28 protein-coding genes are annotated in these 22,276 nt (G+C 72.4%); 19 read left to right on the top strand and 9 right to left on the bottom strand.

Annotation, left to right across the window (positions count from 1 at the left end; genetic code table 11):
• The first annotated feature begins 57 nt into the window (after positions 1–57).
• The 9 genes from AB0R04_RS11840 (at position 58) to AB0R04_RS11800 (ending at position 9,565) form a co-directional block, all read left to right on the top strand.
• Positions 58–1,290 carry a glycosyltransferase gene (locus AB0R04_RS11840; protein WP_363370248.1) on the top strand — a complete coding sequence of 411 codons (1,233 nt, stop codon included), beginning with the start codon at positions 58–60 and terminating at the stop codon, positions 1,288–1,290.
• 91 nt (positions 1,291–1,381) lie between these two features.
• A complete protein-coding gene (locus AB0R04_RS11835; protein ID WP_363370375.1) occupies positions 1,382–2,677 on the top strand; it encodes a nucleotide sugar dehydrogenase in 1,296 nt (431 codons plus the stop codon).
• 224 nt (positions 2,678–2,901) lie between these two features.
• A complete protein-coding gene (locus AB0R04_RS11830; RefSeq protein WP_363370246.1) occupies positions 2,902–4,197 on the top strand; it encodes a DUF445 domain-containing protein in 1,296 nt (431 codons plus the stop codon).
• 64 nt (positions 4,198–4,261) lie between these two features.
• Positions 4,262–5,329 carry an adenosine deaminase gene (locus AB0R04_RS11825; protein ID WP_363370244.1) on the top strand — a complete coding sequence of 356 codons (1,068 nt, stop codon included), beginning with the start codon at positions 4,262–4,264 and terminating at the stop codon, positions 5,327–5,329.
• A 159-nt stretch (positions 5,330–5,488) separates the two neighbouring features.
• A complete protein-coding gene (locus tag AB0R04_RS11820; RefSeq protein WP_363370242.1) occupies positions 5,489–6,064 on the top strand; it encodes a YlcI/YnfO family protein in 576 nt (191 codons plus the stop codon).
• 168 nt (positions 6,065–6,232) lie between these two features.
• Positions 6,233–7,069, top strand: a complete 837-nt coding sequence (locus tag AB0R04_RS11815) for a DUF4097 family beta strand repeat-containing protein (RefSeq protein WP_363370240.1) — start codon at positions 6,233–6,235, stop codon at positions 7,067–7,069.
• Positions 7,069–7,995 carry an ATP-binding cassette domain-containing protein gene (locus tag AB0R04_RS11810; protein WP_363370238.1) on the top strand — a complete coding sequence of 309 codons (927 nt, stop codon included), beginning with the start codon at positions 7,069–7,071 and terminating at the stop codon, positions 7,993–7,995. The genes AB0R04_RS11815 and AB0R04_RS11810 overlap by 1 nt, the downstream gene beginning before the upstream one ends.
• Complete coding sequence (locus tag AB0R04_RS11805) at positions 7,992–8,762, top strand: ABC transporter permease (RefSeq protein WP_363370236.1); 771 nt, start codon at positions 7,992–7,994, stop codon at positions 8,760–8,762. The genes AB0R04_RS11810 and AB0R04_RS11805 overlap by 4 nt, the downstream gene beginning before the upstream one ends.
• A gap of 209 nt (positions 8,763–8,971) precedes the next feature.
• Positions 8,972–9,565 (top strand): hypothetical protein, encoded by a 594-nt coding sequence (locus AB0R04_RS11800; protein ID WP_159398501.1) that lies wholly within the window; start codon positions 8,972–8,974, stop codon positions 9,563–9,565.
• Between the two features lie 91 nt (positions 9,566–9,656).
• On the opposite strand, the gene AB0R04_RS11795 is transcribed toward AB0R04_RS11800, so the two are convergent.
• From AB0R04_RS11795 to AB0R04_RS11775, 5 genes are all read right to left on the bottom strand, one after another.
• Positions 9,657–10,061: a hypothetical protein gene (locus AB0R04_RS11795; protein WP_363370234.1), complete on the bottom strand. Its 405-nt coding sequence runs from the start codon at positions 10,059–10,061 to the stop codon at positions 9,657–9,659.
• 259 nt (positions 10,062–10,320) lie between these two features.
• A complete protein-coding gene (locus AB0R04_RS11790; RefSeq protein WP_363370232.1) occupies positions 10,321–10,506 on the bottom strand; it encodes a DUF397 domain-containing protein in 186 nt (61 codons plus the stop codon).
• A 25-nt stretch (positions 10,507–10,531) separates the two neighbouring features.
• Positions 10,532–10,717 carry a DUF397 domain-containing protein gene (locus AB0R04_RS11785; protein WP_363370230.1) on the bottom strand — a complete coding sequence of 62 codons (186 nt, stop codon included), beginning with the start codon at positions 10,715–10,717 and terminating at the stop codon, positions 10,532–10,534.
• A gap of 26 nt (positions 10,718–10,743) precedes the next feature.
• The gene (locus tag AB0R04_RS11780) at positions 10,744–10,929 is read right to left on the bottom strand and encodes a DUF397 domain-containing protein (RefSeq protein WP_363370228.1); all 186 of its coding nucleotides are present in this window, start codon (positions 10,927–10,929) and stop codon (positions 10,744–10,746) included.
• A gap of 4 nt (positions 10,930–10,933) precedes the next feature.
• Positions 10,934–11,746: a helix-turn-helix transcriptional regulator gene (locus tag AB0R04_RS11775; protein ID WP_363370226.1), complete on the bottom strand. Its 813-nt coding sequence runs from the start codon at positions 11,744–11,746 to the stop codon at positions 10,934–10,936.
• Positions 11,747–11,966: 220 nt separating this feature from the next.
• Between AB0R04_RS11775 and AB0R04_RS11770 the strand changes: the two genes are divergently transcribed.
• The 5 genes from AB0R04_RS11770 (at position 11,967) to AB0R04_RS11750 (ending at position 16,166) form a co-directional block, all read left to right on the top strand.
• A complete protein-coding gene (locus AB0R04_RS11770; RefSeq protein WP_363370224.1) occupies positions 11,967–12,329 on the top strand; it encodes an ATP-binding protein in 363 nt (120 codons plus the stop codon).
• Complete coding sequence (locus AB0R04_RS11765) at positions 12,326–12,583, top strand: hypothetical protein (protein WP_363370222.1); 258 nt, start codon at positions 12,326–12,328, stop codon at positions 12,581–12,583. The genes AB0R04_RS11770 and AB0R04_RS11765 overlap by 4 nt, the downstream gene beginning before the upstream one ends.
• Positions 12,584–12,728: 145 nt before the next feature.
• Positions 12,729–13,859 carry a methyltransferase domain-containing protein gene (locus tag AB0R04_RS11760; RefSeq protein ID WP_363370220.1) on the top strand — a complete coding sequence of 377 codons (1,131 nt, stop codon included), beginning with the start codon at positions 12,729–12,731 and terminating at the stop codon, positions 13,857–13,859.
• 178 nt (positions 13,860–14,037) lie between these two features.
• Positions 14,038–15,201 (top strand): PQQ-binding-like beta-propeller repeat protein, encoded by a 1,164-nt coding sequence (locus AB0R04_RS11755; protein WP_363370218.1) that lies wholly within the window; start codon positions 14,038–14,040, stop codon positions 15,199–15,201.
• 137 nt (positions 15,202–15,338) lie between these two features.
• Entirely contained in the window at positions 15,339–16,166 is an 828-nt protein-coding gene (locus tag AB0R04_RS11750; protein ID WP_363370216.1) for a putative adhesin, read from the top strand.
• Between the two features lie 93 nt (positions 16,167–16,259).
• On the opposite strand, the gene AB0R04_RS11745 is transcribed toward AB0R04_RS11750, so the two are convergent.
• A complete protein-coding gene (locus AB0R04_RS11745; RefSeq protein ID WP_363370214.1) occupies positions 16,260–17,249 on the bottom strand; it encodes a zinc-binding dehydrogenase in 990 nt (329 codons plus the stop codon).
• A gap of 142 nt (positions 17,250–17,391) precedes the next feature.
• Here AB0R04_RS11745 and AB0R04_RS11740 point away from each other — a divergent pair, with 142 nt between their 5' ends.
• Positions 17,392–17,769 carry a helix-turn-helix domain-containing protein gene (locus AB0R04_RS11740; protein ID WP_363370212.1) on the top strand — a complete coding sequence of 126 codons (378 nt, stop codon included), beginning with the start codon at positions 17,392–17,394 and terminating at the stop codon, positions 17,767–17,769.
• Between the two features lie 31 nt (positions 17,770–17,800).
• Here the strand turns inward: AB0R04_RS11740 and AB0R04_RS11735 are convergent, their stop codons facing one another.
• The gene (locus AB0R04_RS11735) at positions 17,801–18,568 is read right to left on the bottom strand and encodes a CDP-alcohol phosphatidyltransferase family protein (RefSeq protein ID WP_363370210.1); all 768 of its coding nucleotides are present in this window, start codon (positions 18,566–18,568) and stop codon (positions 17,801–17,803) included.
• Between the two features lie 261 nt (positions 18,569–18,829).
• Between AB0R04_RS11735 and AB0R04_RS11730 the strand changes: the two genes are divergently transcribed.
• Both AB0R04_RS11730 and AB0R04_RS11725 read left to right on the top strand, forming a co-directional pair.
• Positions 18,830–19,420, top strand: coding sequence for an NUDIX domain-containing protein (locus tag AB0R04_RS11730; RefSeq protein WP_363370208.1), 591 nt, complete (start codon positions 18,830–18,832; stop codon positions 19,418–19,420).
• Between the two features lie 29 nt (positions 19,421–19,449).
• Positions 19,450–20,136 carry an HAD family hydrolase gene (locus AB0R04_RS11725; protein WP_363370206.1) on the top strand — a complete coding sequence of 229 codons (687 nt, stop codon included), beginning with the start codon at positions 19,450–19,452 and terminating at the stop codon, positions 20,134–20,136.
• A 69-nt stretch (positions 20,137–20,205) separates the two neighbouring features.
• Here the strand turns inward: AB0R04_RS11725 and AB0R04_RS11720 are convergent, their stop codons facing one another.
• Together AB0R04_RS11720 and AB0R04_RS11715 are read right to left on the bottom strand one after the other, a co-directional pair.
• Positions 20,206–20,901: a YidC/Oxa1 family membrane protein insertase gene (locus tag AB0R04_RS11720; protein WP_363370204.1), complete on the bottom strand. Its 696-nt coding sequence runs from the start codon at positions 20,899–20,901 to the stop codon at positions 20,206–20,208.
• Positions 20,902–20,982: 81 nt separating this feature from the next.
• A complete protein-coding gene (locus AB0R04_RS11715) occupies positions 20,983–21,276 on the bottom strand; it encodes a DUF6412 domain-containing protein (RefSeq protein WP_363370202.1) in 294 nt (97 codons plus the stop codon).
• 209 nt (positions 21,277–21,485) lie between these two features.
• Here AB0R04_RS11715 and AB0R04_RS11710 point away from each other — a divergent pair, with 209 nt between their 5' ends.
• Positions 21,486–21,770 carry a type II toxin-antitoxin system prevent-host-death family antitoxin gene (locus AB0R04_RS11710; protein ID WP_063349249.1) on the top strand — a complete coding sequence of 95 codons (285 nt, stop codon included), beginning with the start codon at positions 21,486–21,488 and terminating at the stop codon, positions 21,768–21,770.
• Complete coding sequence (locus AB0R04_RS11705) at positions 21,763–22,185, top strand: type II toxin-antitoxin system VapC family toxin (protein WP_363370200.1); 423 nt, start codon at positions 21,763–21,765, stop codon at positions 22,183–22,185. Before AB0R04_RS11710 ends, AB0R04_RS11705 begins: the two co-directional genes overlap by 8 nt.
• Positions 22,186–22,276: the final 91 nt, after the last annotated feature.

Below are 22,276 nucleotides of genomic sequence, written 5' to 3'. Positions count from 1 at the left end.
AGCCGAGTTGACGTTGCATCGCTCGGCGAACAGCACACCGGAGGGCAGCGCTTCTCGATGACCGGACCCGATGTGACCGTGGTGGTCGCGGTCTACAACACCATGCCCTACCTCACCGCCTGCCTGGACTCGCTGGTCGGGCAGACCCTGGCGCCCGGGCGGCTGGAGGTGGTGGTCGTCGACGACGGCTCCACGGACGGCGGCGAAGTCGTCCTGGACGACTACGCCGCCCGCCACCCCGGGCTGTTCCGGGTGGTGCACCAGCCCAACTCGGGCGGCCCGGCGGCCCCCACCAACCGGGGCCTGGCGCTGGCCCGCGGCCGCTACGTGCTGTTCCTCGGCGCGGACGACTGGCTCGGCGCCGAGGCGCTGGAGCGGCTGGTCACGGCGGCCGACGCCTGGGGTTCGGACGTGCTGGTGCCCAAGCAGGTCGGGGTGAACGGGCGGCTGGTGCCGCAGGGGATCTTCCACGCCAACGCCGAGTCCGTCGGCTTCACCGACTCGGCGCTGGCCTGGGCGCTGTCCGACACCAAGCTGTTCCGGATGGACCTCGTCCGGCGCCACGGGCTGCGCCGCGACGAGGAGTTGAAGGTCTTCTCGGACCAGCCGTTCACCCTGGAGGCCTGCCTGCGGGCCGGCCGGGTATCCGTCCTCGCCGACTATGACTGCTACTTCCTGGTGCTGCGCCAGGACTTGGGCAACGTCACCCAGCGGGCCGGGGTGCTGGACCGGCTGTGCGGGATCGCGGCGTTGCAGCAGGTCGCCGCCGATCTGGCCGCGCCCGGCGGGGAGTTGGACGCGATCCGGGCCCGCAGCTTCGCCTGGGACGTGCCGCGGCTGCTCCAGGACGACTTCCTACTGCTCGACGATGCCGTGCAGGAGCAGGTCTGCGCCGAGGTCGGCCGGCTGGTCGAGCGCTTCGACGCCCGCGCGGTCTACCCGCGGCTGCCCGTCGCCGAGCGGCTGCGGCTCGAACTCGCCGCCGCCGTCCGGCCGGAGGCGCTGCGGGACCTGATCCGGTACGAGGCCGCGCACGGCGACCCGCCGGTGGTCGTCGACGGGCGGCGGCACTACGCGGGCTACCCGGCGTTCCGGGACGCCCGGCTGGGCCTGCCGGACGAGCTGTTCCTGCTGGGCGAGGAGCCGGTGCGGCTGCCGGTGGAGGTCCCGTCGCTCAACCTGGCCCAGCAGGTGTGGCGCGGCGCCGTGCCGGCCCAGTTGCGGCGCGGGCTGCGGCGGTACCCGGTGTGGCGCCGGCTTGCCAACACGGTGAACGGGGGCCGGGGGTGAGCGGGCCCCCGGAGGCCGGGGACGCCGGAGGCTGGGCGCCCCGGAGGAAAGGGGACGCGAGGATGAGCGGGGTGCGGGGATGAGTCGGGCGATGGACGTCTGCGTGGTCGGGCTGGGCAAGCTGGGCCTGCCGCTGGCCGTGCAGTTCGCGCTGAAGGGGCACCGGGTGACGGGGGCGGACATCGCCCCCGGGGTCGTCCACAGCGTCAACCAGGGCGTGCCGCCGTTCCCTCGGGAGGCGGGTTTGGACGAGGCACTGAAGCGGGTGGTCGCCGAGGGCTGGCTGCGGGCCACCACCGACACCACGGCCGCCGTCGCCGCCGCCGAGGCCGTGGTGCTGGTCGTCCCGCTGGTCACCGTCGCCGACGGCACCCCGGACTTCGGCCTGCTCGACGCGGCCACCGACGCCGTCGCCGCCGGGCTGCGCCGGGGCACCCTGGTCAGCTACGAGACCACCCTGCCGGTCGGCGTCACCCGGGGCCGCTGGGCGCCCCGGCTGGCGGCCGGCTCCGGGCTGGCCGCCGGGGCGGACTTCGCGCTGGTGTTCAGCCCGGAGCGGGTCCGCACCGGGCGGGTCTTCGCCGACCTGCGGCGCTACCCCAAGCTGGTCGGCGGCGTGGACGCCGCCTCGACCCGGCGCGGCGCCGAGTTCTACCGGGCCGCGCTGGACTTCGACCCGCGCCCCGACCTGCCCCGGCCCAACGGCGTCTGGGAGCTGGCCTCGGTGGAGGCGGCGGAGTTCGCCAAGCTCGCCGAGACCACCTACCGGGACGTCAACATCGCGCTCGCCAACCAGTTCGCCCGGTACGCCGACCGGGTCGGGGTGGACTTCGCGGAGATCGCCGACGCGTGCAACTCGCAGCCGTACAGCCACCTGCACCGGCCCGGCATCGCGGTCGGCGGGCACTGCATCCCGGTGTACCCGCGGCTGTACCTGTGGAACGACCCGGGTGCGACGGTCGTGCGGGCCGCCCGGGAGGCCAACCTGGAGATGCCCGGGTACGCGGTCGGGGTGCTGGACGGCGCGCTGGCGGGCGGGATCGCCGGGCAGGGCGTGCTGGTGCTCGGGGCGGCGTACCGGGGCGGGGTCAAGGAGACGGCGTACTCGGGGGTGTTCCCGCTGGTCGAGGCGGTGCGGGCGGCGGGGGCGCGGCCGTACGTCAGCGATCCGCTGTACCGGGGCGGGGAACTGGCGGCGCTCGGGCTGCCCCCGTACGACGGGGAGCCGGTGGTGGCGGCGGTGCTCCAGGCGGACCACCCGGAGTACCGGGGGCTGGCACCGGAGGACCTGCCGGGGGTGCGGGTGCTGCTGGACGGGCGGCGGTGCACGGATCCGGCGGCGTGGGCGGTCGAGGGGGTGCGGCGGATCGTGCTGGGCGGGGCGTGATCGTGCCGGGCGGGGCCTGAGGGGGCTGCGGTTCAGGGCCCGAGGACGCGTGGTGCGGGGCGCGCGGTTCGCCGCGTCGGCGGGCACGGCGTACCGCACGCGGCGTGAGCGGGCGGGTACGGGGCGTGCGCCTGGTTGCGCGCGAGGCGTGCCCGGGCGCGCAACCAGGCGCGTGATCGCGGGGCGCGCCCTCGCCCGCGCTGGGCAGCGGGCAGACTGGCGGGGTGAGTGACGAAGCCTTCAGCGGTACGGGCCCCGGGGTCCGGTTCACCGCCGCCGACGAGCAGAAGAGACATGGCGTCCGCCGGATGAAGACCATCGCGACCGGCCTGCTGGCCTTCGCGAGCCTGGTCTTCGCCCTCGCCACCTGGGCCAAGGCGGCCGGCGCCGGCGCCTGGGCCGGGTACGTGGCGGCGGCCGCCGAGGCGGGCATGGTCGGCGCGCTGGCCGACTGGTTCGCGGTGACGGCGCTGTTCCGCCGCCCGTTGGGCCTGCCGATCCCGCACACCGCGATCATCCCGACCAAGAAGGACGCCTTCGGGCGCTCGCTCGGCGACTTCGTCGGCGACAACTTCCTCTCCGGTCACGTGGTGCGCGGCCGCCTCGCGTCGCTGGGCATCGCCCGGCGGCTGGGGGAGTGGCTGGCCGCGCCGGGCAGTGCCGAGCGGGTCACCAAGGAGGCCTCGGCGGCGCTGCGCGGGGTGCTCGCGGTGCTCCGGGACGACGACGTGCAGGCGGTCGTCGCCGAGGCGGTGACCAGGCGGGCGGCGGCCACCTCGGTGGCCGAGCCGATGGGCCGGATGCTGGGCAAGGTGGTCGCGGACGGCGGGCACCACGGCGTGGTCGATCTGGTGGCCGTCCGGGCGCACGGCTGGCTGACGGCCAACCACGAGGAGGTGGTCCAGCGGGTCACCCAGAAGACCCCGGGCTGGACGCCCAAGTTCCTCGACCACCAGGTCGGCGAGCGGGTCTACAAGGAGCTGATGCGGTTCGTCACCGACATCCGGGACGACCCGGACCACCCGGCCCGCGGCGCCATCGACAACTTCCTCGCCGACTTCGCGACCGAACTGCAGACCGACCCGGAGACCATCGCCCGGGTGGAGCGGGCCAAGGTGGAGCTGCTGGCCCGACCCGAGGTGCAGGACCTGATCGCCTCCACCTGGGCAGCCGTCCGCACCCTGGTGGTGAACGCGGCCGAGGACGAGGACAGTGAACTGCGCCGGCGCATCCGCGAGGGCGTGAGCAGCTTCGGTGCGCGCCTGGCCACCGACGCCAAGCTCCAGGCCAAGGTGGACGGCTGGCTCCAGGACGCCGCCCAGTACCTGGTCGACACCTACCGCGCCGAGATCACCTCGCTGATCTCCGAGACGGTGGCGGGCTGGGACGCCGACGACGCCTCCCGCAAGATCGAGGCCAACGTGGGCCGCGACCTGCAGTTCATCCGGATCAACGGCACCGTGGTCGGTGCCATGGCCGGGCTGCTCATCCACACTGTGGCGACCGCCCTCGGAGGCTGACCCCGGGGCGGCCTATCCTTGCCAGCACCTGTCGGTACGCGTGTAGAGGAAGTAGGGAACCACCGTGGTCCAGCCGGACGGAAGTCGGATCGGAAACCCCAGTGGCCAGGGGGGCATCGAGGCGTTCATCGCCGGGATGCCCAAGGCGGAGCTGCACGTCCACCACGTGGGCTCGGCCTCGCCGCGCGTCGTCGCCGAGCTGGCGGCCCGCCACCGCGGCCGGTCGAAGGTGCCGGTCGACCCGGCGGCGCTCGCCGAGTACTTCACCTTCACCGACTTCGCGCACTTCGTCGACGTCTACCTGAGCGTCGTGGATCTGATCCGTGACGCCGAGGACGTCCGCGCGCTCACCTACGGCGTGGCCGAGGACATGGCGCGCCAGAACATCCGGTACGCCGAACTGACCATCACCCCGTACTCCTCGGTCAAGCGGGGCATCCCGGACGTCGCCTTCATGGAGGCGATCGAGGACGCCCGGCTGCGCGCCGAGAAGGAACTCGGGGTCGTACTGCGCTGGTGCTTCGACATCCCCGGCGAGGCCGGCCTGGAGGCCGCCGAGGAGACCGCCCGGCTCGCCGTCGACCTGGCCCCCGAGGGCCTGGTCAGCTTCGGCCTCGGCGGCCCGGAGATCGGCGTGCCGCGCCCGCAGTTCAAGCCCTACTTCGACCGGGCGCGGGCGGCCGGCCTGCGCAGCGTCCCGCACGCGGGCGAGACCACCGGGCCGGAGACGGTCTGGGACGCGATCCGGGTGCTCGGCGCCGAGCGCATCGGGCACGGCACGCAGTCGGTGAAGGACCCGGCGCTGCTGGATTACCTGGGTGAGCACCGGATCCCGCTGGAGGTCTGCCCGACCTCGAACATCGCCACCCGGGCGGTGGAGCGGATCGAGGAGCACCCGATCAAGCGGATGGTGGACGCCGGGCTGCTGGTCACCGTCAACAGCGACGACCCGCCGATGTTCGGCACCGACCTCAACACCGAGTACGCCGTCGCGGCGCGGCTGCTGGGCCTGGACGAGTCCGGGGTGGCGGCGCTGGCGCGCAACGCGGTCGAGGCGTCCTTCCTGGACGTGGCGGGCAAGGCGCGGCTGGCCGGCGAGATCGACGCGTACCTGGCGGGCTGGAAGGCCTGATTCCCGGCGTCCGCCCTGGTGGACGCCCCGTGAAGTGCCCCGTGAACCGCCCCGCCGGCAGCTGCCGGCGGGGCGGTTTTCTGTTCCCGCTCGGAAGTGGCGCCAAAGTGGCGCCATTAATGGCTCGACATGGCACCACTGCTGTGCCATGCTGAAGCCATGGACCTCACGCCGTACGTCGAAAACCTTCGGAACGAGCTCGCGGTGGCTGCGGGCACGGGCGGGGACGAAGCCCGCGCGCTGGCCGAGCGGCTGACGCTGCCGCTGGATTCGGCCGTGCGGCTCACCCTGCTCAACGCGCTCTCGGCCGCGATGGGCGAAGTGACCCGCGAGCTCGCCCCCGGCTCGGTGGACGTGCGGCTGCGCGGGCTCGATCCCGAGTTCGTGGTCACCGTACCGCCCGGCGCCGACACCTTCCACGGTGATGTGCCGTCCGTGGTGCCACCGATGGCGCCGATGGTGGCATCGGTGGCGCCAGTGGCGCCGCCCATGGTGCCGGAGTCTGACGAGACGGGCACCGCCCGGATCAATCTGCGCCTGCCCGCCCACCTCAAGGCCCGGGCCGAGGAGGCCGCCGGGCAGGAGGGCCTCTCCCTCAACGCCTGGCTGGTCCGGGCCGTCGCCGGCGCGCTGGAGGCGGGCGAGCCGGCCGCCCGCCCGGCCGCCACACCGGCCCCCCAGCCGACGGTCCGCCCGCGCCGCGGCGGCCAGGGCTTCACCGGCTGGGTCCACTGACGCTTCCGCCCGCTCCATCCGCTCCGCCTGCTCGACCCGCTCCGCCTGCTAGACCCGCTCCGCCTGCTAGACCCGCTCCATCCGCTCCATCCGCGCTCCATCCGCAACGACGTCACTCCCGCTCCGACCAGCGGGAACACCCATCAGAGTCAAGAGGACGGGACAGCCATGCCTACGTACGAGACCGACGGACCGATCTCCGCCACCCTCGAATTCGAGATCGGCTCGGTGCGCATCAGCGCGAGCAAGCGCACCGACACCGTGGTCGAGGTCAAGCCCGCCAACCCCGCCGAGGAGGCGGACGTCAAGGCCGCCCAGCAGACCCAGGTCGACTACGCCGGCGGCCGGTTCACCCTCAAGGGCCCGAAGAAGCGCTCGCCGTTCGGCCGGATCGGCTCGATCGACATCCTGATCGAGCTGCCGGCGGGCTCGGAGATCAACGCCGACGCCCCGATGGCCACCTTCGTCGCCGAGGGCCCGCTCGGCGACTGCCGGCTGAAGACCTCGCTCGGCCGGATCCAGGTCGAGCAGGCCGCGAGCGCGCGGCTCAAGACCGACCACGGGGAGGTCCGGGTGGACTCGGTCGACGGGGACGCGGAGGTCTCCGGGCTCGGTCGGGTCGCGGTCGGCACGGTCGGGGGCACGCTGACGGTCAAGAACAGCAACGGCGACACGGAGGTCCGCGAGGTCCACGGGGCGCTCAAGGCGAGCTCCTCCTTCGGCCGGATCGAGGTCGGCACCGCCCACGCGGGGGTGGACGCCAAGACGGCGCACGGCCCGATCCGGATCGGCCGGGTGGTGCGCGGCCAGATCACCATGCAGACCTCCCTGGGGGACTTGGAGGTCGGCATCGCGGAGGGCACGGCTGCCTGGCTCGACGTGCACAGCAAGGTCGGCACCGTGCGCAACGCCCTCGGTGCGACGCAGGGCCCGGGCGACGCCCGGGAGACCGTCGAGGTCCGCGGCCGCACCCAGCTCGGCGACGTCGTGATCCGGAGGGCGTGATGGCGGCGATCTCGGCAGTCGGACTGACCAAGTCCTACGGCGACAAGGCCGTGCTGAACGGCATCGACCTGGAGATCCCGGCGGGCAGCGTGTTCGCCCTGCTCGGGCCGAACGGCGCCGGCAAGACCACCACCGTGCAGATCCTCTCCACCCTGATCCCGGCCGACGGCGGGGTGGCTCGGGTGGCCGGGCACGACGTGGTCGAGCAGGCCTCCGGGGTGCGGGCGGCGATTGGTGTCACCGGCCAGTTCTCGGCGGTGGACAACCTGCTCACCGCCGAGGAGAACCTGCTGCTGATGGCGGACCTCAACCACCTCCCCCGTCGGGAGGGGCGGAGGCGGGCCGAGGATCTGCTGCGGCGGTTCGACCTCACGGAGGCGGCGCGCAAGCCGGTCGTCACCTTCTCCGGCGGCATGCGGCGCAAGCTCGACCTGGCGATGACGCTGGTCGGCGATCCGCGGGTGATCTTCCTCGACGAGCCGACCACCGGGCTGGACCCGCGCAGTCGGCGGACGATGTGGGAGATCATCCGGGGGCTGGTCGCCGACCACGGGGTGACGATCTTCCTCACCACCCAGTACCTGGAGGAGGCCGACGAACTCGCCGACCGGATCGCCGTCCTGGACGGCGGGCGGATCGTCGCCGAGGGCACGGCGGACGAGCTGAAGCGGATCGTCCCCGGCGGGCGGATCCGGCTCCAGTTCGCGGACGCGGTCCAACTGGGGGCTGCCGCTGGGCTGTTCGACTACGCGGCGGTCGACACCGAGGCGCTGCGGCTGGACATCCCGGGGGACAACTCCGTGGTCACCGTGAAGGCGGTGCTGGACGCGCTCGACAACGCCTCGGTCCGGGCCGAGTCGCTGGTCGTGGAGACGGCCGATCTGGACGACGTGTTCCTCACCTTGACCGGGGAGGGCGTCCGATGAGCGCTTCAGTGAGCTACGCGGTCAGTGACTCGCTGACCATGCTGCGGCGCAACCTCAAGCACGCGCTGAGGTACCCGTCCCTGACCTTCGCAGTCGTGATCATGCCGGTCATGATGCTGCTGCTGTTCAACTACGCCTACGGCGGCGCGCTCGGCGCGGGCATCGGCGGCGGCAGCTACATCGACTACGTGACGCCCGGCATCCTGCTGATGGCGGCGGCCTCGGGGTCGCTGGTCACGGCGATCGGGGTCTGCGTCGACATGACGGAAGGCATCGTCAACCGCTTCCGCACGATGGCGATATCCCGTTCGGCCTTCCTGGCCGGGCACGTGGTCGGCAGCGTGATACAGACCATGCTCGGCCTGGTCCTGGTGGTCGGCGCGGCCCTCGCGATGGGCTTCCGGCCCAACGCCGGGCTGGTGGAATGGCTGGCGGCCGTCGGGCTGCTGCTGTTCGTCACCATCGCGCTGACCTGGATATCGGCGGGCATCGGGCTGGTCGCCAAGACGGTGGAGAGCGCCAGCAACCTGCCGATGCCGATACAGTTCCTGCCCTTCATCGGCAGCGCCATCGTCCCGCCCGACTCGATGCCGACCGCCCTGCGGTGGTTCGCCGAGTACCAGCCGTTCACGCCGATCATCGAGACCCTGCGGGGGCTGCTGATGGGCACCCCGATCGGCAACAGCGCCTGGAGCGCGCTGGCGTGGTGCACCGGACTGACGCTGATCGGCTTCTTCTGGTCGAGGAGCGTCTTCTACCGGCGGTGACGGGGGTACGGCCGGTAGCGGGAGGCCCGGGCGGACAGCGATGTCCGCCCGGGCCTCCCGGCGTCGTGGCCAGTACTGCGTCGTGGCCGGTCCTGAGTCGTGGCCGGTGCCGGTAGACGTCCCGGGCCTGGGCCGGAGCCGACCGGAGTCTCAACCGCCGGACATCCGGTAGTAAAGTCCGGGCAAAGGCTCACCCTGGGGAGGGGCGCATGACGGCGGCACGTCGCAAGCGGATCGTGTGGTGGCTCAGAGGTGTGGCGCTGGCGGCGCTCCTGGTCTATCTGCCGGGCTATCAGGCCTCGTTCTCGGGTGGGCTGGTGGAGGTCGAGCGCTGGCTCAACCACCCGCTGCCGCTGCTCGGAGCCACCGTCGTGCTGGCCGTGGTCTCGCTGGTGATCCAGTTCGAGTTCCGCACCTGGTGGTCGCAGGTCGGCTGCGCGGCCGCCCTGGTGTCGCTCGTCTTCCTCGGGGGGTTGGCCGTGCTCCTGTCGTTGCTGCTCGACCGCGACGGGCAGCCCGTCAGCCGGAAGAGCCACCCGGAGCGCCCGGACCGCGTACTGACCGTGACCGACGTCGCCTTCTCGATCGACCCGATCTACCGGGTCGAGCTGTTGACCGGCAGCGGCTGGTCCGCCCGGCACTGGGAACTGGGCGAATGGGACATCCGTGGCGGCGAGTTCGGCAGGGTCGACTGGTCCGGGCCGGACCGGATCGCTGTGACCGGGGTGAAGGGGACCGAGACCGTGGTGTTCACCCTCGATCCGGACGGCCGGCCGAGCCGGCAGGGCCCGACGCCCCGGTAGGCCGGTAGGCCGGTAGGCCGGTAGGCCGGTAGAGCTGGGGAGGCGGTAGGCCCTCGCGCGGCGGGGAGGCCGCGCGAGGGCCCGGGCGGGGTTACCAGGTGTCGATGCCCATCTTCTTGGCCGCGTCGTGGACGGCCTTGTAGTGGGCGTGCGACATGCCGGACTGCTTGTCCTTCTCGGGCAGGTTCTTGTCCGTCGCGCGGAACTCGTCGCGGGCCTCGGCGAGCAGGCTCGTGCCGTAGGAGACGGGGACGTCCTTGACGCCGTGGGACGGGTGGGTCTTCTCGGCCGTCTTGCTGCCCGCCTTGATCAGGATGTCGCGGGCCTTGTTGAAGTCGTCGGCCTTGACCGTCTTCGGGTTGCTGAGCTGCGCCTGCACCCGGGCCGTCGGCTGGGCCGGCGCGGTGCCTGCGGCCATGGCGGGGGCGGCAGCGGCGGCGCCGAGGGCGCCGGCGGCGGCGACTGCCACGAGGGCGTTCCGGAGGGTCCTGTTCATGGATATCGATCCCTTCACAATGTCTAACGATCAGTGCCCGCACCGGACTTGGAGTCCGTGGGAGTGCGAACCCCTCGGCACTACCCCGGCCCTCCTCGGCGGCAAACCGGTGTCCGGGCGGGGGCGGTTGGGGAACGGCGGGATCAGGCCGTCTTGTGAAAATGGGGTTATCGGACTGCAGGGTCAGCAGGGGTGGAAGGGCCTCAAGGGGGACGGCCAGGGCGGGCCGTTCGACGAACGGCCCGCCCGTTGCGGTGGGTTAGGCGTCGAACTCGCCGGCGCGGATGGCGGAGAGAAGGTCGCGCCATTCGTCGGTGGTGAGTTGGGCGATGGCGTCGGGGAGCAGACTGCTGCGGACGTAGACGGCGTCGGAGGTGACGGCTACCTCCGGGCAGCTCGGGCCCTCGCCGCAAGCCTCAGGACGCTGCCAGGTCAGATCCTTCATTGTGCTGGCCTTCCTAGGTTCGGGCCTACCGGTCGAACTCTCCGGCGCGGATGGCGGAGACGAGGTCGTGCCATTCGGTGACATCGAGTTGGGCGATGGCGTCGGGCCGGAGGCTGCTGCGGACATAGACGGCATCGGAGGAGACGGCCACCTCAGGACAGTTGTTGCCGTCTCCACAAGCCGCGGGGCGTTTCCAGGTCAGGTCTTTCATCGTGCGGATTGCCTCTGTTCGGCGCGCTACAGGTCAAACTCGCCACCGCGTATGCCAGAGGCGAGGTCGCGCCACTCGTCCTTGGTCAACTCGGCTATGGCGTATGGCTGAAGGCTACTTCGAATGTAAACGGCATCGGATGTGATGGCCACCTCGGCGCAGTTACTGGAATCAGCACACGCAGAAGGACGGGTCCACGGGAGGTTGTCCATCGGGCTACATGTCCTTCTTGATCTGTGTGATCAGGTCGCGCGAGTCCTCCACGGTGAGAGACCTCCGAGTCATTATCTCTATGATCCGACGGTAGTTATCCAGTTGGTTCCTGTCGTGGAGGAACACTGGGCCGCCCACTGCGTCCAACAGAACGGTGTCCAGGCGCGGCACGACACCGTTCGCGTAAGTGACGGTCTGACCAGCCCCTTTGAAGCCATCAGCCACGAAGCTGACGACGCGGATGGTCACGTGCGGGAGGTGGGAGAACTCAAGCAGCTGATCCAGCTGTGCTCGGGCGACATCGCTTCCTCCGAACCGCATGCGCAGCGCAGCCTCGTGGATGATCGCTGTATGGCTGGGCGTGCCCTCGGCCATGAGACGCTGGGAACGCTGCACGCGGTACTCCACCCGTGTTTCCAGGAGGCGAGGCGTCAGTGGTGGATGTGCTTCGCGAAAGATCGCCCGACAGTAGTCCTCGGTCTGCATAGCGCCTGGTAGGTGGCAGATCTGGTAGGAGAGCAAGTCCCGAGAGTGATGCTCAAGTTCGGAGATGTCGAGAAACCCGACAGGGACGAATCCGCGGTACGCCTCCCACCATCCCTTCGCCCTGTCCTCTGCCATTGCTGCGAGGGCGTCGACGTAGTCGGCGTCGCTCTCCTCGAAGTCGGCGGCGAGTGCCCGGACGCGCTCGGCCGTGATCGGATAGTTCCCCTTCTCGACCTGGGTGATCTTCGTTCGGTCAAGACCGAAGATGGCTGCGGCTTGGGCGGTCGTCCGGCCTGCGCCGTCTCGCATCTTGCGCAGCTCGATGCCCAACCGTTCTTGTCTGGCCGTTGGGGTGGTACGTGGTGGCATGGCCCAAGCATCTACGCCGACTCAGCAACAGTCCAGAGACTGAAGGTGGTCCATGTTTCCAGATCTGGTGGCACATGTGAGCCTTGATGTCCTACAGTCTGTGATGCACCGCTCACCGAGCGGATTGTCGGTAGTGCGCTCGGGCACTGAAGAGCACCCATCTCCGTCACTGGGAGACATCGTGCGTAACCTCAACTCCCCCTCCCTCACCCTCGCTCGCGACACCCTCCGCGACGGCATGACCCGCGTCGGCTGGTCGTCCTCCTCCATCGCGGACGCCGAGCTCGCCCTCGTCGAACTGATCGTCAACGCCTGGCGTCACGGCGAGACGACCTCCCCCGTCGTCCTCATCCACTTCCTCTCGAATACTCTCCGCGTCACCGTCGCGGACCGCTCCTCCACCCTCCCCGAGCAGCCAACGCCGTGCCCGCTCGCCGAGTCCGGTCGGGGCCTCCAGCTGGTCGCCGGTCTCACCCACCGCTGGGGCGTCGACCCCCTGAAGCTGGGCAAAATCGTTTGGTTCGAGCTGGACGGTGTCGCGTGATCGCCCACCACCCCATCCACCCGGCCGATCCGGCACTGCGGCACCTCACGGCCCACCAGATCACCGGACTCATCGTCGAACTCCGCACCGAGGGTCGCGAGTTCGGGCTCCTGTGGCCCTCCGCCCAGCCCGGCGAGACCAACCTCAACGGCCGCGCCCTCGTCTCCCTCGGCAACATCCCGGCCAGCACCCTCATCAACCTCCTCGCCCTCCTCCGCGAGTACAAGCGCGAGCGGGACCGCCGCCGATGCTAGGCCTCCTGACCTTCAACCTCCTGGCGGCTCTCCTCGGCGCTCTCTGCGAAACCCGCGCCCGTCACCTCCACGACCGCACGGTCACCCGCGCAGTGCTTTCCGAGTGCCAAGCTCGTGAATCCGTCGAAGAAGTGAGCGCCAACTGATGGACGACTACGCACAGTTGCTGACCCGGATGGAATCAGCGGGGGCGCTGGGCGAGGGGTGGCGGGGCGCGTTCGAGCGCGCCCCGCGCTCTTCCTTCGTCCCGGACTCCGTCTGGGCCCCGGACGGCGACAGCCCGACCGGCTACGGCCGGATCACCCGGGCCGACCACCCGGACACCTGGTGGGCGCTGGTGAACGCCGACGAGGTGGTGGTCACCCAGATCGATGACGGCCTCGATACCGGGCCGGGCATCGCCACCTCCTCGGCCTCCATGCCGTCCCTCGTCGCGAGAATGCTCCGGCACCTGGACGTGGTCGACGGGAACACCGTGCTCGACATCGGCACCGGCACCGGATGGACGAGCGCGCTCCTCGCCGCCAGGCTCGGCGACGCCCACGTGACCACCGTCGAGGTCGATCGAGCGGTCGCTGCCGCAGCGGCCCGACGACTCACCGCAGCAGGCTTCCATCCAAGTTGCTCGACCGGCGACGGCCTCGAAGGCCGGCCCCTCCGGGCGCCTTACGACCGCATCCAGTCCACGGCGGCGGTTCGCCGACTGCCACGCGCCTGGCTCGAACAGACCCGCCCCGGCGGCGTGATCGTCACCCCCTGGGGCACGCCCTACGCCAACGCCGGACTCCTGCGCGTGGTGGTCGGCGACCCGGGGGAGCCCTCCCACGGCGGGTTCGTGGACAACGTCAGCTTCATGTGGGCCCGCAGCCAGCGCCCCCACCCGGTGACCGAGCCGACCGACCGGCCGATCCACCGGAGCTCGTCGCCGATCGACCCGGAGCTGGCGCTGGAGAACGTGGACGTGGCGTTCGCCATCGGCCTCCGAGTGCCCGGCGTTCGGTATCACCACACCTGGGACGACACGGACCCCGGCGGCACCTACCGCATGCAACTCTCCGACGGCGCCGGCTCCTGGGCGTCCGTCCGCCACCACGACTGGGGCGCCGCCGACGCCGTCCAGCAGGCCGGGCCCCGCCGCCTGTGGGACGAGATCGTCCGCGTCCGCCGGGGGTGGCTCGCCGACGGCGAACCGGACCTCACCCGCTTCGGCGTGACGATGACGCCGGCCGGCGAACAGCACGTGTGGCTCGACGAGCCCGGCAACCTGATCGGATGATCCGGCCGCGAAGGTTCAAGCGCCTGACCTGAGCCCCCGCGCAGGAAGTCGGCCCGGCCGACTTCCTGCGCACAACCTCAGAATCCCGGCCGCATCCTGGCCGTCCTTTTCGGCGCCTTTTGTGAAGCTCGCGCTCGTGCGGTGGAACCGGCGGCAGGCGCAGACGGTCACCTTCGGTGTGACCTCGAACGAATCGCAGACCGATCCCGTCCGCCCCCACGTCAGCCGCAGGCGCATGCTGCTGGGCGTCGCCGGCGTGGCGGGGGCCGCTGTCACCGTCGGGGGCATCGGCTGGTGGGCGCGGCGGGACGCCGACACCGGCCACCGCGTCTGGAGCCGGACCGGTACCGGCAGTCGCGTCGCCCTGTCGGCCACCCCGCAGCCCGACCTCTACGTCGCGGACTTCGACGGCACGGTCAGCGCCCTCGACCTGCGGACCGGCACCCCGCGCTGGAGCGCCAAGGTCACCTCGCACAATCCCGCCGACAGCAACTTCGGCTGGCCGATCGCCGCAGGTGGCGGACTGGTCTGCGTGACCACCGACTCCCACGTCCACGCCCTGGACGCCGCGTCCGGAGCCGTCCGGTGGGCCGTACCCGCGCCGGGGGAGTACCTGTCCGGATGGACGGACGGCCCCACCGTCAGCGGGGACGTGTTCGTGACCTGCGACGGCCGCGTCCACTCCTACGACGCGGCGACCGGCGAGGCCCGGTGGGCCGGCCCGCTGGAGGCCGCCTGCGGGCCGGCGGTCGCGGGCGGCACCGTGTACCTCGCCGCCCCCTCGGGTGGGATCTCCGCCTTCGACGCGAAGAGTTGTGAGCGGCGCTGGGAGCAGCCCGCCGTCGGCAAGCTCGTCTACCGGCCCGTGGTCCACGAGGGCGTCCTCTACCTGTCCGCTTCCGCCGGCGCCGCTTCGACCACCTCCGCCTCGACCGTCTCCGCCCTGGACGCGGCGACCGGCCGGGTGCTCTGGCAGCGTGACGACCTCGGCCACCCCGGTGTCCAGCCCGCCCCGGTCGCCGACGGGACGCTCTGCCTCCTCGACAACGACCGGGTCATCGCCGTGGACGCGGGCACGGGCCGCAGCCGGTGGACCTCCTCGGTGCCGGACGGCCTGGGCCGGGGCATGAGCACCATGGCCGTCGCCGACGGCCGGGTCTACGTGGCGCTGAACGACGGTCGGCTGCATGCCCTCGACCTCGCCACCGGCCGGCTTCAATGGCAGGACGATCCGGCCAAGTTCGGCACCGAGTACACCGGGCTCTCGCTGACCGCCTTCGGCGGCGTCGCCTACCGCGGCAGCCGGGCCGGCCTCTACGCGGCGGGCATACCCGCGGCCTGACCACCGCGCGAGGTCTCGGCGCGGCAGGGCACCGCGCGGTGCGCCTTCAGGCAGCGGGCACTGCCCGTACGGACCTGGCGCCCGGGCCGACGCCACCGATATCCAGGAGAGTGAGCTTTCGAGTCGAGAGGGGGACGATGCACGCCCACGACAGGACCAAGGGTGCCGCCGGCAAGGCCCGCACGCCAGCCCGCACTTCGGAGTCGGCGACCAGGAACCCGAACCGGGCGCAGGCCGCCGCCCAGTCGCTGCTCGGCCTCCAGAGCAGCCATGGCAACGCGGCCGTCGTGCAGATGCTCCGCGCGACCGGGATCCAGCGTGCGGCCGACCAGAACCGGCCGATGATCAATCACCAGAACCCGGACGACGACTGGGAGGCCGACAACACCGCGCCCGCGCGTACGGACGGTCTCGTGCTCAGCGGTCACGGCGCCTGGGAGGCCGCGAACGGCAGCTTCCGGGTGCCCGCGGGGACGAGGGTGCACTTCTACACGCAGCACGGGATGGTCCTCCCCGACGACCTGGGCGGGCAGGTGGAGAACGGCGCCAACCGGGGCGGCAGCGTGGAACAGGGGCAAGATCGTGGCGCCACGCGCACCGTGGTGGGCGGGCGGAGCCTGCAGAACTACACCATCTCCTACCCCAGCGGCCTCACCATCCGGGGGAACCCGGCGATCGCCAGCCCGGTGGGCGGCGGGTACGACGTTGAACTCGACCCGGGGACGCCGGCCGCCGCCGTCATCAACGTCGCCACGCTGACCGACCCCCAACTCGCGGGCCGCTCGATCGTTTTCGACGGCGATGTGCTGCTGAGCGACATCCTGCGGCCCGGCATGGGGGACGTGCACTTCGCGGCCTGCCGCTTCGTCGAGACCAACAGGCCCGGGACGCGCAACCAGGGCCGTCCTCAGGGCTACAACGGCCCCGGCGATCCCGGCGAGGCCGGCGGCCTCTACAACCCCTGACCCGCCCGGCCTCCAACGCTCCGGGCTCCGCGCTCCGCGTAGGAAGTCGGCCGCGCCGACTTCCTACGCGAGGGGCGCCGCCCCGAGCAAGGCTCAACCGGCCACGCGCACCACGTACTTGCCGGTGGCCCGGCCCTCCGCCATGGCATCGTGCGCGGCGGGGACGGCGGCCAGGCCGGGGACTTCGGTGACCGGTAGCGTGAGGTCACCGGCGGCGAGCAGGTCGAGGACCGTGCGGATGGCGCGGGCCAGCCGCTCGGGGGCGGTGGCGGCCAGGGCGCGGTGGCTGAAGCCGGTGACGGTGAGGTTCCCGGCCATCAGGCGGCCGAGCGGCGGCAAGTCGGCGACGGCGCCGCCGCCCGCGTTGCCGAAGAGGACGATCCGGCCGCCGGGTGCGGTGAGTTCGAGGTCGAGCTCCAGGGCCTCGGTGCCCAGCGGGTCCAGCACGAGGTCGACGCCCCGGCCGCCGGTCGAGGCCCGGACGGCCTCGGGCAGCGCCTCGTCGCGGGCGAAGGCGTGGTCGTAGCCGGAGGCGACGGCGGCCGCCGCCTTCTCCGGTCGGCCCACCGTGCCGATCAGCCGACCGCCACCCCCGATCAGCGGGACCAGTTGGGCGACGGCGTGGCCGATCCCGCCGCCGGCCGAGTGCACCAGGACGGTGTCCCCGGCGGTGAGCCGGCCGGCGTCGGTGAGCAGCAGCACGGCGGTGGCCAGGCCCAGCGGGGCGGCGGCGGCCTCGCGCAGCGCCAGCCCGTCCGGGACGGGCACGGTGAGCGCGGCTTCGGCGAGCACCACCTCGGCCAGGCCGCCGCCGACGGGCGCGGCCGCCACCCGGTCGCCCACCGCCAGCCCGGTGACGCCCTCGCCGACCGCCCGGACGGTGCCGGCCACCTCCTTGCCCGGCCGGTACGGCCAGGCGGTGACGTAGCCGGCGTCGCCCCGGCGGCCCATCACGTCGACGAAGTTCAGCCCGGCGTAGGCGACGTCGACCGCCACCTGGCCGGGGCCGGGGCTCGGGGCCTCGACCTCCCGGATCTCCGTGTGCTCGGCCCCACCGGGTGCGGTCATCACCAGTGCGCGCATGTCGGTCCCCCTCGGCTACGATGTTCGACGAACGGCGAAATTGACGTGAGACAGTGGTACCACGCAGTTTCGATGATTGTCGAACATTGCAGATCAAGCGCGGATCAGGCGCAGGTCAAACGCAGATCAGAGAGGTCGGATCATGCCCCGCAGCACCCGGCGCCGACCGGCGCTCGCCCACCCCGCGACCGGGGAGATCGACCTGCTCGACGTCCTGCACGCGCTCTCCGACCCCACCCGGATGACCATCGTGCGCATCCTGCGCGCCGAACCCGAGCGGGCCTGCGGCACCTTCCCGGTGGACGTCGCCCCCTCCACCCTCAGCCACCACTTCAAGGTGCTGCGTGAGTCCGGCCTGATCCACCAGCGCGAGGAGGCCAACCGCAAGCTCTCCGCCCTGCGCGCCGTCGACCTGGAACAGCGCTTCCCCGGCCTCCTCGACACCATCCTCGCCGCCCACGCGCGGGCCGAAGCCGACGCGCAGGCCGAGACCTACGCGCGGGCCGAAACCCGCGCGTAGGCAGCCGCCCGCGCGCAGCGGCGCGGCCCGCTCAGCGCAGGCGCGAGGAGGACAGGATCGACGCCAGGTGCGCCACCACCATGCCCCAGGTGATCACCGCGATCCCCGCGACCGCCGCCCGCGTCGCGTCCAGGTTGCCGAGCGCCGCGTCCACCACGGCCGCCGCCAGCAGCACCAGGGAGGCCTCGATGCCGTTCGTCACCCGGTGGATCTTGAACACCGAGGCGAGCCGGCGCGCGGTCGCGATGCCCTGCGAGCGCGGCTGGGTGGACTCCTCGTCCGCCGGGGCCTGCCCGCTGCGGGCCCGGGCCACGTCCACCAGGTCCGTCGAGGCCTTGAGCAGCACCACGCCCAGCGCGGCCGCCAGGCCCACCGACACCCACAGCTCCGACCCGCCCCGGGCCGCCCGCACGCCCGCGCCGATCATCAGCGCCGCGTCCGCCAGATAGGCGCCGAGCCGGTCCACGTAGACCCCGGCCATGCTGAACTGACGCTTCCAGCGCGCCACTTCGCCGTCGACGCAGTCGAAGAGCAGGAACAGCTGGAACAGCACCGCCGCCAGCACGGCGCCGGTCAGACCGGGGATCAGCAGGGCCGCCCCACCGCCGACCCCGCAGACCGCCATCACCCAGGTGAGGGTGTTCGGCGACACCGAGGTCCGCACCAACTGCCGGGTCGTGCGCAGCGAGATGCGGCGCATGTACAGCCGTCCCGCCCAGTGCTCACCGTTGCGGCTCTGCAGCTTGGCCTGCGGCTGGCACACCTCGCGCAAGTCCGCGAGCGCCGGAGCAGCCACCATGACGACATCCCTCCACCTGTCCCGAAACGATCACCACAGGCTACGGCCTCCCGGGCGCTGCCCCGACCGGCCCTTCGTGGCCGTCCGGAGGCGGGGGAGCTGGTTGTCGGGCGGCCCCGGGAGGAAAACCGGTGGGCCGCCGGAAGGCCCCGGGGCTAGGCTTCGCGGGTTCGCCGGAACCGGAAGCCCCGGCCCCGATCACCCGCCCCCGCAAGCCGGTTGACGTTGACGTGGTCCGGAGCGCAACGAGGAGTGCTGATCATGGTGACCACAGGCGGCGCGGCGCACAGCCCGGGCCTGACCGAACTGCTGGCCGGCCACCGGCCGCAGGGCCCGACGGAGACCGCCGACCACGAGCGCGTCCGCCACCTCGCCGGGGCCGCCGACGCCTGGGACCGCGGGACGCCGCTGCACTTCACCGCCTCCGCGCTGATCGTCCACCCGCCGACCCGGCGCGTCCTCCTGCGCTGGCACGTCCGCCAGCAGGCCTGGCTCCAGGTCGGCGGCCACGGCGACCCGGGGGAGACCCGGCCGCTGGACATCGCGCTGCGCGAAGGCCTGGAGGAGACCGGGCTCACCGACCTCACCCCGTGGCCCGACGCCGCCCTCGTCCACCTCGCCGTCGTCCACCTCGCCGTCGTGCCCGTCCCGGCCTCGCCCGTCGAACCGGCCCACGAACACGCCGACCTGCGCTTCCTGCTGGCCACCGGCACCCCGGAGCGGGCGCGGCCGGAGAACCCCGCCGCCCCGCTGGAGTGGCTCACCATCGCCGAGGCCCGGCAGCGGACCACCGAGGAGAACCTCCGCGAGACGCTCGACCGGGCCGGCCGCCTGCTCGACGCCCCCGCCTGACCTTCCGAACCCCGCTGGAGCACACCCGGATGCACACCGACCAGACCCTCATCTTCGACGCCGACGACACGCTCTGGGAGAACAACGTCCTCTTCGAGCGCGTCATCGACGGCTTCCTGGACTGGGTCGCCACCCCGGCCGACCGCGACCGTGCCAGGGCCGTCCTCGACGAGATCGAAGCCGCCAACTCCGCCGCCCTCGGCTACGGCGCCGCCGTGTTCCGGCAGAGCCTCGCCGACTGCCTGCGGCGGCTGAACGGCGACCGCACCCCCACCCCGGTCGAAGAAGCCCGGATCGACGGCCTCCTCACTCCGCTCAGCAGCCGCGAGATCGAGCTGATCCCCGGCGTCGCCGACACCCTCGCCGACCTCGCCGGACGCCACCACCTGCTGCTGCTCACCAAGGGCGACCTCGACGAGCAGCAGCGCAAGGTGACGGCCTCCACGATCGACCACCACTTCCGCGGCGTCCACATCGTGGCCGAGAAGTCGGCGGACACCTACCGGCGGCTCAGCGCCGAGCTCGGCCTCGACCCCGACCGGACCTGGATGATCGGCAACTCGCCCAAGTCCGACATCGCCCCGGCCCGCCGGGCCGGCCTGCGTACGGTCTTCATCCCGCACCAGCACACCTGGGTCCTGGAACACCAGGACCTCGGCCCCGACGAGGCGACCCTGCAACTGGCGGCCTTCCCCGAACTGCTGCGGCACTTCTGACGCAGGCCGGCGGGGTCGGCGGCCTCGGCGAGATCGGCGGGTTCGGCGGCGGTGTTCACAGCGCGAGGCTCACAGCGCGAGCGCCGCCGCCGTCGGCGCCGGTGCGCCGCCCCGGTGCAGCCAGGCCCGCTCCGCAGCCGTCCACGTGCTCGTCGTCACCAGATGGAGCGCCGCGGCCACCGGCACCAGCATCGCGAACAGCACCGACCCGAAGGACAGGTACGGCAGCAGCCCCGCCCCCGGCTGAGGGGTCGGCTGCGCGGCCGCCGCCCGCCTGGCCCGGCGGAAGTTGACGTACCCGACCGCCGCCAGCCCGGCGTACAGCAGGCCGAACACCGTCAACTGCCCGGCGCCGTGCGCGCTCCCGACGTGCAGGCCGAGCGGCACGCCGAACAGGGTGTGGTCCAGCAGGCCGTTCGGGGTGGTGAACAGGCGGTACATCACCGAGAAGAACGGAACCTGCACCAGCATCGGCAGGCACCCCGCGAACGGCGAGGCCCGCTCCTCCCGGTACAACTCGGCGAGCGCCTCCCGCAGCTTCTCCGGGCGGTTCTTGAACCTCCGGTTCACCTCGGCGACCTTCGGCGCCAACCGCGCCCGGGACTTCTCCCCCCGCGCCGCCGCGCGCGCGAAGGGATGCAACGCCAGCCGGACGGCGACGGTGAACAGGACGATCGCCAGCGCGGTCGGCAGTACCTGGGCCAGCGCAGCGACGGCGGCATGGGCGACGGCGACGGCCGGGTCGAGAACAGCGAGAACGGACATGGTGGAGCGAGCCCTCCGGGGGTCTCGGAAAACGAGTGGTCGACGGAGGACGGCCGCGTGGAACGGCGGAAGACGACGAAGCTACGCGGCCGCCGGGGCCGCACCCGGCGCCCTCGGGCGTCGCCTGCCCCGGGCATCGGGATCGCGCTGCGGCAGGAAGGCCGTACGGAACGCGCGCCGCCGCAACACCCCGCTGCGCACCGCCGTGGGCGCCCGCGGGCCCAGCAGCCGCGCCCCCGCCAGCGTGCCCGCGACCGCACCGGCCAGCAGCGCCACGGCGGCGACCGCAGCCACCGACGCGACCGTCCCGCCCTCGGTCACCAGCTCCCCGGTCAGCACCCGGAGCAGCCCGAGGAGCATCGCGACGACGGTCATGCGCTGCTCCTCCTTCGACGTGACGGACTTGGGGCCCCACGGGCTTGGGGCCGGACTTCAGACGTTCAGGACGATCGCCGAGCCCGCCGAGTTCCCGCCCGGCGCGGAATTCCCGTGGCGCACCCGTGGCGCACCCGTCGCGCCGAGGTGCTTTCGCGGGGCGGTGCAGGGGCGTAGCCGCGGGTGCTACGCGGGGCTACCGTGGAGGGATGAAGACGATTACCCAGCGGGAGTTCCGGAACAACTCCGCCGCGGTGATGGATGCGGTGGAGGCCGGGGAGACCTTCCACATCACCAGGAACGGGGTCGAGGTCGCGGAGCTGCGACCGGTGTCCGGGCGGCGGCGGCTCACGGCGGAGGAGCTGGTGGCGCGGCACGTGAAGCTGCCGCGGGTGGACTACCAGCAGATGCGCAAGGAGGCCGAGGAGTACTTCGGCCCGGAGGAACTGGTGGGCGACGAGGGCGACGACCCGTTCGAGCGGCGGCGTGGCTGAGCGCAGGCGGGCAGCCCGGCGGCGGCCGGCCGGGGTGCTCGACACCTGTGTCTATATCGATCTGGCCCTGCTCTCCCCGGCGAACCTGCCGGCTGTGCCGGAGCTGACCGCGATCACCTTCGCTGAGCTGCAACAGGGCGTGTCGATGGCCCGCGACGCGGTCAGCCGGGCCGCGCGGCTGGAGGTGCTGGGCGCGGCGATGGCCGACTTCGACCCGCTGCCCTTCGACGCGGCGGCGGCCGCCCGCTACGGCACGCTGGTGACCCTCACCATCGCGGCCGGGCGGCAGCCGCGCCCGCGCCGGATCGACCTGATGATCGCGGCCGTGGCCTCGGCCCACGGCCTGCCGCTGTACACCCGCAACGTCGCGGACTTCCGGGGCCTGGGCTCGGCGGTGGAGGTCATCGGGGTGTGACGGCCGCCGCTCTTCGCGTCGGTGGCCTGCCGCCCCCTCTGGTTGATCATCTAAGCAGCTTAGAAGTGGAATTGGGGGGCGGCAGGCCCGG

It is taken from the genome of Kitasatospora sp. NPDC056731, from assembly GCF_040687675.1.
GTDB lineage: Bacteria > Actinomycetota > Actinomycetes > Streptomycetales > Streptomycetaceae > Kitasatospora.
This window is presented reverse-complemented; position numbering and strand designations above follow the sequence as displayed.